Raw genomic sequence first — 12923 nt, 5'->3', positions numbered from 1 at the left:
GAACGACGGCCGCGGCCATTTCTGCTTCTTCGACCCGGCCATGGACCGGCGCATGCAGGAACGCCACCGGCTGGAGCTGGAGCTGCGCGAGGCGATTGACACCGGCCACTACCAGCCGCGCGTGCGCCTGCCGGAACGGCGGCTGCGCGGCTTCGAAGCGCTGCTGCGCTGGCGCCATCCCGGGCGCGGCCTGCAGACGCCGGACCAGTTCCTGCCGCTGCTGGAGGAACTGGGCCTGGTCGACCAGGTCGGCCGCTGGATGCTGCGCGGTGCCGTCCGCGAGGCGCTGCGCTGGCCGGCGCCGCTGACCCTGTCGGTCAACCTCGCCGGCCGCCAGCTCGTCCCGGGCCTGCACGAATGGGTCCTGCAGGAACTGGCCGCGGCCGGCCTGCCGCCGCAACGGCTGGAACTGGAGTTCGCCGAGGAGACGCTGTTCCTGCACTTCGAAGCCGCCGAGGCCAGCCTGGCGCAGCTGAAGGCGGCCGGCGTAGCCATCGTCATCGACTGCTTCGGCGCCGGCAGTTCCTCGCTGGCCTACCTGCGTAGCTTCGTCTTCGACAAGGTCAAGCTCGACCGCACCTTCCTCGACGACCTGGAACGCAACGCCCAGGGCCCGGCGGTGATCGACGCGGTCGCCGGGCTGTGCGCGCGGCTGGGCATCGCCACCGTGATCGAGGGCGTGGAGCGGGAGGAGCAGCTGGCGCTGCTGGGCGACGCGGCCAGCGACGAGGCCCAGGGCGTGCTGTTCGGCGGCCCGCTGCAGGCCGAGGCGGCAATGGAGCTGATCCGCGGGGAGGAAGCCGCCGTCGGCTGAGGCGGCTTCAGCCGGCCTGCTGCTGCAGGGCCAGCAGTTCGTCCTCGTCGAAGCCGGCCAGCAGCCGCGCCTCCAGGTTGAACGGGCCGCGCAGGTAGCCGCCGGCGTATTCGTGCAGCAGCTCGCGGAAGCGCTGGCGCGGCTCCACCCCGCGCTGCTCGCAGTACCAGCGGTACCAGCGCGAGCCGGCGGCCACGTGCGAGACCTCCTCGCGCAGGATCACCTCCAGCACCGCCACCGTGCGCGTGTCACCCATGGTGCGCAGGCGTTCGATCATGCCGGGGGTCACGTCCAGCCCGCGCGCCTCCAGCACGCGCGGCACCAGCGCCATCCGCGCCAGGCCGTCCTGCGCGGTCTTCTCGCACATCTCCCACAGGCCGTTGTGCGCGTCGAAGTCGCCGTAGTCGTAACCGCATTCCTGCAGGCGCTGGCGCAGCATCGCGAAGTGGCGCGCCTCGTCGTCGGCCACCCGCGCCCAGTCGAGGTAGAACTGCTCCGGCAGCCCGCGGAAGCGGTACACCGCGTCCCAGCCCAGGTCGATGGCATTGAGTTCGATGTGGGCGATGGCGTGCAGGAACGCCGCCTTGCCCTCGTCGCTGCCCAGCCCGCGCCTGGGCAGGTCGCGCGGATGCACCAGCCGCGGCCGCGGCGGGCGGCCTGGCATGCGGATCGGCTCCGGGGGCGGCGCATCCTGCGGGATCGCCAGCCCGCCGCGCTGCAGGGCGGCGAAGTGGCGATGGGTGAGCGCGACCTTCTCCGCCGGATCGGCGGCATCCAGGCACTGGCGGGCGGCGTCGAACAGCGAATCCATCGGGAACCGGCGGCCGCGGGGGCGCGGCACGCCCTCGCGTCAGCCGGCGCGGCGCTTGCGCTTGGCCTCGTCCGAGCGCAACTGCTGGATGCGCTCGAAATAGCCCGGCTCGATGCCGGTGACGTAGTTGCCGTCGAAGCACGAGGAATCGAAGCGGGTCAGCTGCGGGTTGCCCTCGCGCACCGCCGCCTCCAGGTCCTCGAGGTCCTGGTAGATCAGCCAGTCGCAGCCCAGCAGCTTCTCGATCTCTTCGACGCTGCGGCCGTGCGCGATCAGCTCGTCCGAGGACGGCATGTCGATGCCGTAGATGTTCGGGTAGCGCACCGGCGGCGCGGCCGAGGCCAGGTACACCTTGCGCGCGCCGGCGTCGCGGGCCATCTGCACGATCTGCTGGCTGGTGGTGCCGCGCACGATCGAGTCGTCGACCAGCAGCACCACGCGGTTGCGGAACTCCAGGTGGATCGGGTTGAGCTTGCGGCGCACCGACTTCACCCGCTCGCCCTGCCCCGGCATGATGAAGGTGCGGCCGACGTAGCGGTTCTTGATGAAGCCCTCGCGGTACTTCACGCCCAGCACGTTGGAGATCTCCAGCGCCGCGTCGCGCGAGGTGTCCGGGATCGGGATGATCGTGTCGATGTCGTGGTCCGGGCGCAGGCGCAGGATCTTCTCGCCGAGCTTGATGCCCATGCGCATGCGCGCCTTGTGCACCGACACGTCGTCGATCATCGAGTCCGGGCGGGCGAAGTACACGTATTCGAAGATGCACGGCGCGCGCTCGGCCGGCTCGGCGCACTGCCCGGCGAACATCTCGCCGCGGGCGGTGATGACGATGCCCTCGCCCGGCAGCACGTCGCGCACGCGCTGGAAGCCGAGGATGTCCAGCACCGCCGATTCGGAGGCGACGATGTACTCGGTGCCCTCGCCCTGCTCGCGCTTGCCCAGCACCAGCGGGCGGATGCCGTGCGGGTCGCGGAACGCGACCAGGCCCAGGCCCAGCACCACGCTGACCACCGCGTAGCCGCCCTTCACCCGCCTGTGCACGCCGGCGATCGCGCGCAGCGCCGCCTCCGGGCTCAGCGTGCGCTGCACGTCCAGCTCGTGGGCGAACACGTTCAGCAGCACCTCGCTGTCCGAATCGGTGTTGATGTTGCGGCGGTCCTGCTCGAACACCTGCTGGCGCAGGGCCTCGGTGTTGATCAGGTTGCCGTTGTGCGCCAGGGCGATGCCATAGGGCGAGTTGACGTAGAACGGCTGCGCCTCGTCCATCCCTTCCGAGCCCGCGGTCGGGTAGCGGCAGTGGGCGATGCCCACGCGGCCTTCCAGCACGCTCATCGCCTTGGCGTTGAACACGTCGCGGACCAGGCCGTTGTCCTTGTGCACGCGCAGGCGGGTGCCGTCGGCGGTGGCGATGCCCGCCGCGTCCTGGCCGCGATGCTGGAGGACGGTCAAGCCGTCATAAAGCTGACCGGCAACGTTCTGGTTGCCGACGATTCCGACGATGCCGCACATGTTCGGGGGTACTCGCTGCGGTCTCAGCGACCGGGGGAAGACGGGGGGGGCGGCGGCTCCGCGCCGCGGGGAGGAGGTCCGTTCTCGTCCACGGGGGTGGGCAGCGCCTCGGTGATCGTCCCGACGACTGCGCCGGCCCGATCAAGGACGCCATTATCGCCGCTCGGACGGCCGTTGCCAAAGTCCAGTTCGTGCACGGCCCAGTCCGGCAACCAGCGCGCCAGCCACTGCGCACCGGGCAACAACACCGCAACGACGCGGGATTCGGCCCATGCCGGCTCCTGCGGCAGGCGGCTGAACGCCAGCACCACGATCGCGATGCAGGCGACCAGCGCGCCACGCGCCAGGCCCAGCAGCAGTCCGAGGAAGCGGTCCACGCCGGACAGGCCGACCGCATGCACCAGCTTGCGCACGATCCAGCCGACCACGCCGACCAGCACCAGCACGCCGATGAAGGCGGCCACGTAGCCGGCCAGCAGTTCGGTGGCGCCCGGCTGGCCGTCGTCGCTGAACCAGAAAGCCAGCTCGGCGCCGTAGCGGAACGCGAACCAGGCGGCGCCGATCCAGGCCACCAGCGAGGCGACCACGCCGACCAGCCCGCGCATCGCGCCGAACAGCGCCGAAGCGAGGACCAGCACGCACAGGACCAGGTCGATCGGATTCACGCGGCGCACCCCTCCCGTGCGTCGGCCCCTGCGGTCACGGGTGCGGCACCACCATGCCGGCGCCGAAGCCCGGGGCCAGGCGCGACTTCAGCTGCTCGGCCTCGGCGCGGCTGGCCACCGGGCCGACGCGCACGCGATGCAGGGTGCCCTTGTCGGTGCGCACCGGCTGCACGATGGCGCTGTAGCCGGCGCCGCGCAGGCGGTCGCGCAACGCGTCGGCTTCGGTGGCGCTGGAGAACGCGCCCAGCTGCACGGCGAAGCCGACGCCGGACGCCGCCGGCGCGGTGGGCGGCGGTGCCTGCGTGGTGGCCGTGGTGGCCGTGGTGGCCTTCGCCGGCGCCGGCGCCGGCTGCGCGGGCGGGGTGGCGGGCTTTGGCTTGCTTTCCGCCGGCAAGGCTTCGGTCTTCGTCGCCGACGCCTGTGCCGTGGCGGCCGGCTGGCTCGAAGCCGGCGCCGGCTGGCTGGCAGCGGGGGTTGCGGCCGCGGTGGCGGGCGCGGACGCCGTGCCGGTGGCGGCGTTGCCGGCATCCAGCGCGATCACCTGCGCGTTGACGTCGCTGCGGATGCGCACCGCCTGCAGGCGGCCCGCCTCGGCCAGCGCACGGTCCGGGTACGGCCCCACGCGCACGCGCCAGGCCTTGCGGCCGTTGAGTTCGGCCTCTTCCTTGAAGCCTTCCAGGCCGGCCTGGCGCAGCCGCGACAGCACGGTGTCGGCGTCGCGGGCACTGGCGTAGGCACCGAAGGTCACCGCCCACTGGCCGGCGGCTTCCGCCGGATCGGGCTTGCCGGCTGCCGCAGGCGCGACCGCGTCCTGGGCCGTGGTTTCGGCCGGAGCGGGCGCCGCTTCGCTCGCCGGCGCCGGCAACGCCGGATCCGCGGCACCGGGCACCAGCGGCAGTTCGCGGGTTTCGTATTCGCCGCCGGGCGTCGGCGGCACGCGGGTCGAGACGTCGGCCACGCCGCTGTCGGGGGCCGGCCCCTGCACGAGCATGGGCAGGAAGATGACCGCCAGCGCGACCAGGACCGCGCCGCCGATCAGGCGTTGTTTCAGGGTGGTATCCACTGGGCCTCGCAGCGCGCCGGGAATGCCGGGCGATTATAGGCTGCAGGCCCCCGGACTGCCGTCAGCGGCCTGAACGCAGCGTTTCCAGCGCCTGGGCCACGGTGTGGAAGGAACCGAACACCAGCACCCGGTCCCCCGGCGCCGAAGCCTCCAGCGCACGCTGCAGCGCATCGGCCACGACCGCGTCGCGGCTGCCAGCGGCCGCCGCGGTGCCGGCCAGGCGCGCGGCGAAGGCGTCCACCGCCTCGCCGCGGGCGATGCCGTCCAGCCCGGCCAGGTGCCAGCGCGCGACCGCGCCGGCCACCGCCGCGACCACGCCGGCCACGTCCTTGTCCGCCAGCGCCGCGAACACCGCCGCGGTGGACGCCGCCGGCTGCAGCGCCAGCCAGGCGGCCAGCTCGCGGGCGGCCTGCGGGTTGTGGGCGACGTCGAGCACCACCTCGACGCCGTCGCGTTCGAAGCGCTGCAGGCGACCGGGCAGGGTCGCCGCGGCCACGCCGGCGGCGAAGGCGTCCTCCGGCAGTTCGCGCGGCAGCGCGCGCAGCGCGGCGATCGCGGTGGCGGCGTTGGCCAGCTGCGCCGGCGCCGGCAGGCGCGGCATCGGCAGCAGCAGTTCGGCGCCGACCTCGCGCCAGCGCCATTGCGTGGCGTCCACCGGTTCGTGGAAGAAGTCGCTGCCCAGGCGGATGGCGTTGGCGCCGATCGCGTAGGCGTGGCGCAGCACGCTGGACGGCGGATCGATCTCGCCCAGCACCAGCGGCCTCCAGGCACGGGCGATGCCAGCCTTCTCCGCGCCGATGGCCTCGCGGTCATGGCCCAGCCAGTCGACGTGGTCGATGTCGACGGTGGTGATCACCGCCACGTCCGGATCGACGATGTTCACCGCATCCAGGCGGCCGCCCAGGCCGACTTCCAGCACGGCCAGGTCCAGCCCGCTGCGATCGAACAGCCACAGCGCCGCCAGGGTGCCGTACTCGAAATAGGTCAGCGGCGTATCGCCGCGCGCGGCGTCGACCGCGGCGAAGGCCTGCGCCAACGCCTCGTCGCCGGCCTCGTCGCCGTCGATGCGCACCCGCTCGTTGTAGCGCAGCAGGTGCGGCGAGGTGTAGGCGCCGACTTTCCAGCCGCCGGCGCGGGCGATGGCCTCGATGAAGGCCACGGTCGAGCCCTTGCCGTTGGTGCCGGCGACGGTGACCACCTGCGCGGCCGGACGCCGCAGGCCCAGCCGCCCGGCGACCTCGCGCACGCGATCCAGGCCCAGTTCGATGTTGCGGGGATGCTGGCGCTCGATATGGTCGAGCCACTGCTGCAGGTTCATCGGTTCGGACTTCCGCCCAGGTCATTCCTTCGGTGCGGGCACGCGGCGACGATACCGCCGACGCCCCGTGGCGTGCCACGCGCGCGCAGGCGCGCCGCGTCCCCGCCGCGTCCCACTTCGCCGCGGTCCGGTGCGCCTTACAGCGCGCGGTGCTTCGCTTCGCCGAAGAACGGGGTGTGGTGCGAGCAGTCGTTCAGGCGCACGACTTCCAGGCGGTCCACGTCCGGGCCTTCGAGCAGGTTGAGCGTCGTCGGGGCCTGGCGGAAGGTCCACAGCTTGCCGATCGGCAGGCCGAGGATCCGGCACAGCAGCACGCGGTTGACCGCGTCGTGCGCCACCAGCAGCAGGGTGTCGTCCTCGCCCAGGCCCTCGGTGGCGCGCACCAGGCCGCGCCAGGAACGGTCCAGCACCTGGCGCAGCGATTCGCCGCCGGGCATCAGCACCGTGTCCGGCTCCTCGCGCCAGGCGCGCAGGCGGGCCGGGTCCTTCTCGCCGATCTCGGCGGCCAGCAGGCCTTCCCATTCGCCGTGGGCGATTTCCTGCACGTCCGGATCCAGCTGCAGCAGGCCGGCACGCTCTTCGCCCAGCGCCAGTTCGGCGGTGCGGCGCGCGCGCGACAGCGGCGAGGCGACGGCGCGGCTGACCGGGACGTCGCGCAGGCGCTCGCCCAGCGCGCGGGCCTGGGCTTCGCCGACGGGCGAAAGCGGGATGTCGATCTGGCCCTGGTAGCGGCCTTCGGCGTTCCACGGGGTTTCGCCGTGGCGGGCAAGCAGGATGCGCATGCAGCAGTGTTTCCGGTAGGGGTGGCGACCCGGCCTGGACCTGCCCGTTGCCGGGGTCCGGACGCGAGGACGGGAGCGGATGATACCCGCTCCCGTCCCGTGGGCCGCACTGGCCAGGGTCTCCGGGGCGGGAATGCCTCACGCCCCGGCCCGCCGGTCACCTGGCGACGTTGAGTTCCTGCAGCAGCTGCGGCGCCGGGAACACTTCCTGCATCACCCAGCGCATGTAGCGCTGGTCGACCGCGATCATGCGGGTCATCTTCGGGTCGAACACCCAGTTGGAGCTGACCGACTCCCAGTTGCCGTCGAAGGCCAGGCCGACCAGCTTGCCCTCGGCGTCCAGCACCGGCGAACCGGAGTTGCCACCGGTGATGTCCAGGTCGGAGAGGAAGTTGACCGGCACCGAGCCCACGCGCGGGTCTTCCAGGCCACCGTAGCGCTTGGCCGCGACCGCGTCGAGCAGGGCCTTCGGCGAGTCGAACGGCTCCTCGCCGGTGTCCTTGGCGACCAGGCCCTCGAGCGTGGTGAACGGGGTGTAGGCCACGCCGTCCTTCGGCGCGTAGCCCATCACGTTGCCGAAGGTGATGCGCAGCGACAGGTTCGCGTCCGGGTAGACGAAGCGGCCCTGGCTCTTCTTGTAGTCGGCCAGCGCCTGCAGGAACACCGGGCGCGCGGCCAGGTTCTCGCCGGCGCGGACCTTGCGCTCCTGCTCGAGCTTGAGCAGGGTCGGCATCACCGACACCGCGTACTGGATCGCCGGGTCGTCGCTGGCCTCGAACGCGGCGCGGTCGGCGGACAGCCACTTCAGGCGCTCCTCGGTGCTGCCCAGCTTCGTCGCCGCCAGGCGGTCGAGCGCGCGCTCCACCGCGGCGGCGTCGCTGCCGCCCAGCCACTGGTCCACGGCCGGCACCCGCTGGGCGGCCGGCAGCTTGATGTACTCGTTGAGCCAGTAGGCCTGCAGCTGGCGGTCCATGGCCGGCACGTAGCGGCGCTCGAGCTGCTTCATCGCCCCTTCGATGGTCGGCAGGTCGCGCTGCTGGAAGCCCGGCTCGCGCTCGGCGTCCGGCCTGGCCTTCTCCAGCGACAGGCGGTACAGCTGGGTGGCGGCGCCGACCACGCCGGTGCCGTTGAACATCGCCAGGGTGTAGTCGCGGCTGCGGGTGGCCTTGTTCTGCTCCAGCAGCTGCATCAGCGTGGCGTGCGCCTTGAGCGCCTCCCTGCCCTTCGTGCCCTGGCCCTTCAGCCAGGCCAGGACCGCCGCTTCCTCGGCGTGCTTCTGGCCGGCGGCGTCGATGCGCTTGAAGCCTTCCAGCTGGCCGGCGTAGTTCTTGGCGTAGTTGTTCCAGCCGGCCATGTTGCTGGCGTATTTGACCTGGATGTCCGGATCCTTGCGGCCGGCTTCCTCGATCATGCCGATGAGGTTGCGGTAGTGGCGGATGGTCTCCGGGTACACCGTCTGCGCGGTGTGGTCGAACTCGGCGGCCAGCGCGTAGCGGTTGGTCGAGCCCGGGTAGCCGGCGACCATCACGAAGTCGCCCTCGCCCAGCGGCTTGTCGGCGATCTTCAGCCAGTGCCTGGGCCGGTACGGCACGTTGTCCGGGGAGAACGCCGCCGGCTTGCCATCCTTGCCGACGTAGGCGCGGTAGAAGGCGAAGTCGCCGGTGTGGCGCGGCCACATCCAGTTGTCGACGTCGCCGCCGTACTTGCCCACGCTGCCCGGGGGCGCGTAGGCCAGGCGCACGTCGCGGATTTCCAGGTTCTTGAACAGGCGGTAGGCATTGCCGCCGGAGAAGCTGTACAGGCGGCAGCGGAAGCCGGCCTCGGCTTCGCAGTCGGCGACCAGCTTCTTCTCGAAGGCTTCCAGCGCCCGGGTGCGGGCCAGCGGGTCGTTGCCGGCCGAGGCGATGGCGGCGCGGGCCTCGGCGGTCACGTCGGTGATCTCGTCGAGCACGTAAACGCGCGCGTTGGGGCCGGCGCTGAGCTCGTCGGCGGTGGTCGGCGCGTTGAAGCCGTTGCGGATCAGGTTGTTCTCGGCGGTCGAGTTGAGCTGGATCGCGCCGTAGGCGCAGTGGTGGTTGGTCACCACCAGGCCGTTCGGGGACACGAAGCTGGCGGTGCAGCCGCCCAGCGCCACCACCGCGCCCATCGGGTCGCCGGTCAGGTCCGCCAGCTGCTCGGGGGAGAGCTTGAGCCCGGCCTGCTTCAGCGGGCCGGCGATCTCCGGCAGCTGTTGCGGCACCCACATGCCCTCCCCGGCCCAGGCGGCGGGAGCGGCGGCCAGGGCGGCCAGGACGGAGGCGGAGAGCAGGCGAAGACGCATCAGGACGGTTCCAGCTGAAAGGATTCCCGATTCTAGCGGCCGCCCGGACCCCGCCGGCCCATGACTTTCGGCAGGGGCTCCGGGCTTCCCCGGTCGCGGCCATGCCACCACGGGCGATGGTTACCCCCGCAACCTATAATGTCCGCCCCTGTTTCCCTCGCAAGGCCGATCGATGTCCGCAACCATGAAGGCGCTGGTCAAGCGCGAAGCCACCAAGGGCATCTGGATGGAAGAGGTGCCCGTGCCGGAGGCCGGCCCCAACGAGGTCCTGATCAAGGTCGAGAAGACCGCCATCTGCGGCACCGACCTGCACATCTACCTGTGGGACGAGTGGAGCCAGCGCACGATCAGGCCGGGCCTGGTCATCGGCCACGAGTTCGTCGGCCGCATCGCCGCGCTCGGCCCGGGCGTGACCGGCTACAGGATCGGCCAGCGCGTCTCGGCCGAAGGCCACATCGTCTGCGGCCACTGCCGCAACTGCCGCGGCGGCCGTCCGCACCTGTGCCCGCACACCGTGGGCATCGGCGTGAACCGCGACGGTGCCTTCGCCGAGTACATCGTCATGCCGGCCACCAACCTGTGGCCGATCCCGGACCCGATCCCGTCGGAGCTGGCCGCGTTCTTCGATCCCTACGGCAACGCCGCGCACTGCGCGCTGGAGTTCGACGTGGTCGGCGAGGACGTGCTGATCACCGGCGCCGGCCCGATAGGCATCATCGCCGCCGGCATCTGCAAGCACATCGGCGCGCGCAACGTCGTCGTCACCGACGTCAACGACTTCCGCCTGAAGCTGGCCGCCGACATGGGCGCCACCCGCGTGGTCAACGTCGCCAACACCTCGCTGCGCGAGGTGATGGCCGACCTACACATGGAAGGCTTCGACGTCGGCCTGGAGATGAGCGGCAACCCGCGCGCCTTCAACGACATGCTCGAGTGCATGTACCACGGCGGCAGGATCGCCATGCTCGGGATCATGCCCAAGGGCGCCGGCTGCGACTGGGACAAGATCATCTTCAAGGGCCTGACCGTGCAGGGCATCTACGGCAGGAAGATGTACGAGACCTGGTACAAGATGACCCAGCTGGTGCTGTCCGGCTTCCCGCTGGGCAAGGTGCTTACCCACCAGCTGCACGTGGACGAGTTCCAGCACGGCTTCGACCTGATGGAACAGGGCAAGGCCGGCAAGGTCGTGCTCAGCTGGAACTGAGCGACCAGGCGAACCCGGGAAAGGAAAAAGGCGCCTCGCGGCGCCTTTTTCGTGGATGGCGTGGCCGCCCGGCGTCGATCAGTTGCCCACGCTGAGGGTCAGGACCAGGCGGTTGTCGGCGATCTCGCCGAAGGCATCGCGGCCGTTGCCGTCGGTGCCGACGTAGGCCAGCGAGGCGGAGACCAGGCCCCAGCTGCGGCTCACGCCGACGGTCCAGTCGGTGTAGTCCTCGCCGTAGTCCTTCTCGAACATGCTGCGGCCAACGCCCAGGTCCAGGCTGAAGTCGTTCGGCAGGCCGATGCTGGCGCCGCCGGCCACGTACCACGCGTCGGTGTCGGAACCGCCGAAGTCGTCGCTGTAGGCGACGGTCAGGCTGTAGTTCTCGGCGAAGGTGGTGGTGGTGATCAGCTCGTTGAAGTTCAGCTCGCTCGCATCCGGGTAGGTGTAGCGGTTGAGCATGATGTCGAAGTTGACCGAGTCGCTGAAGTCGACGTTGTAGCCGACGAAGTAGTCGACTTCGAAGTCCGGATCGCCGGGACCGAAGTCCACGCCCGAGGCCCAGGTACCCACGTACAGGCCCACCGGCGAGTTGTAGGTCAGGCCGGCCTGGCCGGTCGAGGTTTCGTTGCTCTGCGAGACACCGCGCCAGACGTAGTCCGAAGTCGCGGCGACCGACCAGGTCAGCGGCGAGGATTCTTCCTCCGCGTCCTGGGCGAAGGCGACGAACGGCAGTGCGGACAGCGCGAGGGCAAGCGAGGCGGCAAGCTTGAACGGCTTCATCCTGGATCTCCTGGCGGTGGGGATGTTGCGGGCGGCGGGGCCGGGGCCGCGACCTCGGTCGCGATCACGGTTTCACGAATAATTAACCCAGCCCGATACTGCGATGCAACATTTCCCGCGTCAAGTGCCGGGCGCGAGAGCGTCGGCGGCACGGGAACCCCCGCCCCACCTGCGCTCCGCGCCCCTGGCCTGCGAGGCTTGCCTGCCCGCAGGCTCCCCGGAAACCCCTCCGCCTAACCGGCGGACGCGGCCAACCTCGGCCCCGCCCCCGCCGTGATCCCGGCGGCCTCCACCGCCCGCAGCAGCTGCGCGGCCAGCTCGCACGCGGCCACCCGCAGCCCGGGGACCGCGGGGTCTCCCACAGCTGCCCGCGCAGCAGCGGCCCCAGGCAGTACAGCCCGCGTACCGGCGCGCCGTGCCGATCGAGGACCTCGTAGCGCGCGTTGGCGCGCAGGCCCAGGCCGAACGGATCGGCGCTGATCGTGCCGGCGTCGCGCAGCTGGCCGACCAGCGGGTGGCTGGTCCGTTCGATGTCGGTGTCCAGGCCGGTGGCGCGGACCAGCACGTCGTACTGCTCGAACTCCGCGTGCGACCGGCCGCGCTCGCGCAGCACCACCTCGATCGCGGTCTCGCCGCGGCGCGCGCGCAGCAGGCGGCCGGCACGGATCTTCAGCTGGCCCTGCCGGCGCAGCTCCTCCAGCTCGCGGTGCACGCTCGGCGCCAGGCGGTGGCGGAACACTTCCCAGTAGGAACGCAGATGGCGCATGAAACGGCTGCGTTCCTCGTCCGGGAGGGTCTTCCAGTAGCCCTGCAGGCAGGGACGCAGCGCGTCGACCAGGCCGCGCCAGTCCGGCACGATCGGCGCCAGCGCGCGCAGGGTGCGCAACAGCAGGCGCACGTCGGCGCTGTTGAGCACGTGCAGCACGTTCGGCGGCAGCGCCACCGGCGGGCCCGGCTCCTCCAGGTGCGGCCGCGGCAGCAGCCCGTGCCGCGACAGCGCGGTGATCGGCCCGCGGTGGCCGCGGCGCAGCAGGGTGACCACGGTGCCGGCCATGGTCAGGCCGCTCCCGATCACCAGCACGCGCGCCTCGGCCGGCACCTGGGCCAGCGCGTCGCGTCCGCGCAGGTCGCGCTGCCACGGCCAGGCGATGTAGCCCGGATCGACCAGCAACCGCGGCCCGACGCCCTGCAGCCGCTGCGGCGGCAGTGCGCCCACCGCCCGCACCACCTTGTCGGCGATGAAGTCCGAACCGTCGGCCAGCATGACGCGGAAGGCCGTGCCTTCGCGGTCGATCGCCACCACCTCCTGCTGCACCTGGGTGAAGCTGGCCAGCGAAGTCTGCGCGGCCGGCTGCAGCCTCGAATACAGGTACTCGCCGTAGACCAGGCGCGGCAGGAAGCCTTCCTCCGCGCGGCGGGTGAGGTTGAGCCAGCGCGCGAACTCCACCGGCTTGTCCTGGGTGGCGCCCATGTCGCGGGCACGGACGTTGAGCAGGTGTTCCGGCCGCGCCTCGCCGTAGGCCACGCCGCGGCCGAAGCTCTCCGGCATGCCCACCAGGCACAGGTCGACGCTGGCCGGGGCGCTGCGCGCCAGTTCCGTGGCCAGCACGCTGCCGCTGAAACCCGCACCGATGATCGCTATCCGCATCGCCTC

Annotated in this window: 11 protein-coding genes; 2 read left to right on the top strand and 9 right to left on the bottom strand. The window is 71.6% G+C overall.

Features of this window, described 5'->3' with window-relative positions:
* Positions 1-121: 121 nt before the first annotated feature.
* Positions 122-814 (top strand): EAL domain-containing protein, encoded by a 693-nt coding sequence (locus PSEJ35_RS17630; protein ID WP_028917811.1) that lies wholly within the window; start codon positions 122-124, stop codon positions 812-814.
* Positions 815-821: 7 nt separating this feature from the next.
* Here PSEJ35_RS17630 and PSEJ35_RS0110845 read toward each other — a convergent pair whose 3' ends face one another.
* The 7 genes from PSEJ35_RS0110845 to PSEJ35_RS0110815 all read right to left on the bottom strand — a co-directional run bounded on the left by PSEJ35_RS0110845 (position 822) and on the right by PSEJ35_RS0110815 (position 9282).
* Positions 822-1625: a ferritin-like domain-containing protein gene (locus PSEJ35_RS0110845; RefSeq protein WP_028917810.1), complete on the bottom strand. Its 804-nt coding sequence runs from the start codon at positions 1623-1625 to the stop codon at positions 822-824.
* 39 nt (positions 1626-1664) lie between these two features.
* A complete protein-coding gene (gene purF / locus PSEJ35_RS0110840; RefSeq protein ID WP_028917809.1) occupies positions 1665-3134 on the bottom strand; it encodes an amidophosphoribosyltransferase in 1470 nt (489 codons plus the stop codon).
* A gap of 23 nt (positions 3135-3157) precedes the next feature.
* Positions 3158-3799, bottom strand: coding sequence for a CvpA family protein (locus PSEJ35_RS16055; RefSeq protein ID WP_028917808.1), 642 nt, complete (start codon positions 3797-3799; stop codon positions 3158-3160).
* Positions 3800-3833: 34 nt separating this feature from the next.
* Positions 3834-4862 carry an SPOR domain-containing protein gene (locus tag PSEJ35_RS0110830; RefSeq protein ID WP_028917807.1) on the bottom strand — a complete coding sequence of 343 codons (1029 nt, stop codon included), beginning with the start codon at positions 4860-4862 and terminating at the stop codon, positions 3834-3836.
* Between the two features lie 61 nt (positions 4863-4923).
* Positions 4924-6180: a bifunctional tetrahydrofolate synthase/dihydrofolate synthase gene (gene folC / locus PSEJ35_RS0110825; RefSeq protein WP_028917806.1), complete on the bottom strand. Its 1257-nt coding sequence runs from the start codon at positions 6178-6180 to the stop codon at positions 4924-4926.
* 137 nt (positions 6181-6317) lie between these two features.
* On the bottom strand, positions 6318-6962 hold the full coding sequence (locus tag PSEJ35_RS0110820) for a histidine phosphatase family protein (RefSeq protein WP_028917805.1): 645 nt from the start codon (positions 6960-6962) through the stop codon (positions 6318-6320).
* A gap of 157 nt (positions 6963-7119) precedes the next feature.
* The gene (locus PSEJ35_RS0110815; RefSeq protein ID WP_028917804.1) at positions 7120-9282 is read right to left on the bottom strand and encodes a S46 family peptidase; all 2163 of its coding nucleotides are present in this window, start codon (positions 9280-9282) and stop codon (positions 7120-7122) included.
* Positions 9283-9454: 172 nt separating this feature from the next.
* On the opposite strand from PSEJ35_RS0110815, the gene tdh reads away from it, so the two are divergent.
* Entirely contained in the window at positions 9455-10489 is a 1035-nt protein-coding gene (gene tdh, locus PSEJ35_RS0110810) for an L-threonine 3-dehydrogenase (RefSeq protein ID WP_028917803.1), read from the top strand.
* A 78-nt stretch (positions 10490-10567) separates the two neighbouring features.
* Here the strand turns inward: tdh and PSEJ35_RS0110805 are convergent, their stop codons facing one another.
* A complete protein-coding gene (locus PSEJ35_RS0110805; protein WP_028917802.1) occupies positions 10568-11269 on the bottom strand; it encodes a TorF family putative porin in 702 nt (233 codons plus the stop codon).
* A gap of 82 nt (positions 11270-11351) precedes the next feature.
* A complete protein-coding gene (locus PSEJ35_RS16050) occupies positions 11352-12917 on the bottom strand; it encodes an FAD/NAD(P)-binding protein (protein WP_232207639.1) in 1566 nt (521 codons plus the stop codon).
* Positions 12918-12923: the final 6 nt, after the last annotated feature.

The sequence above is a fragment of the Pseudoxanthomonas sp. J35 genome (genome assembly GCF_000513995.1).
Taxonomy (GTDB): Bacteria; Pseudomonadota; Gammaproteobacteria; order Xanthomonadales; family Xanthomonadaceae; genus Pseudoxanthomonas.
This window is presented reverse-complemented; position numbering and strand designations above follow the sequence as displayed.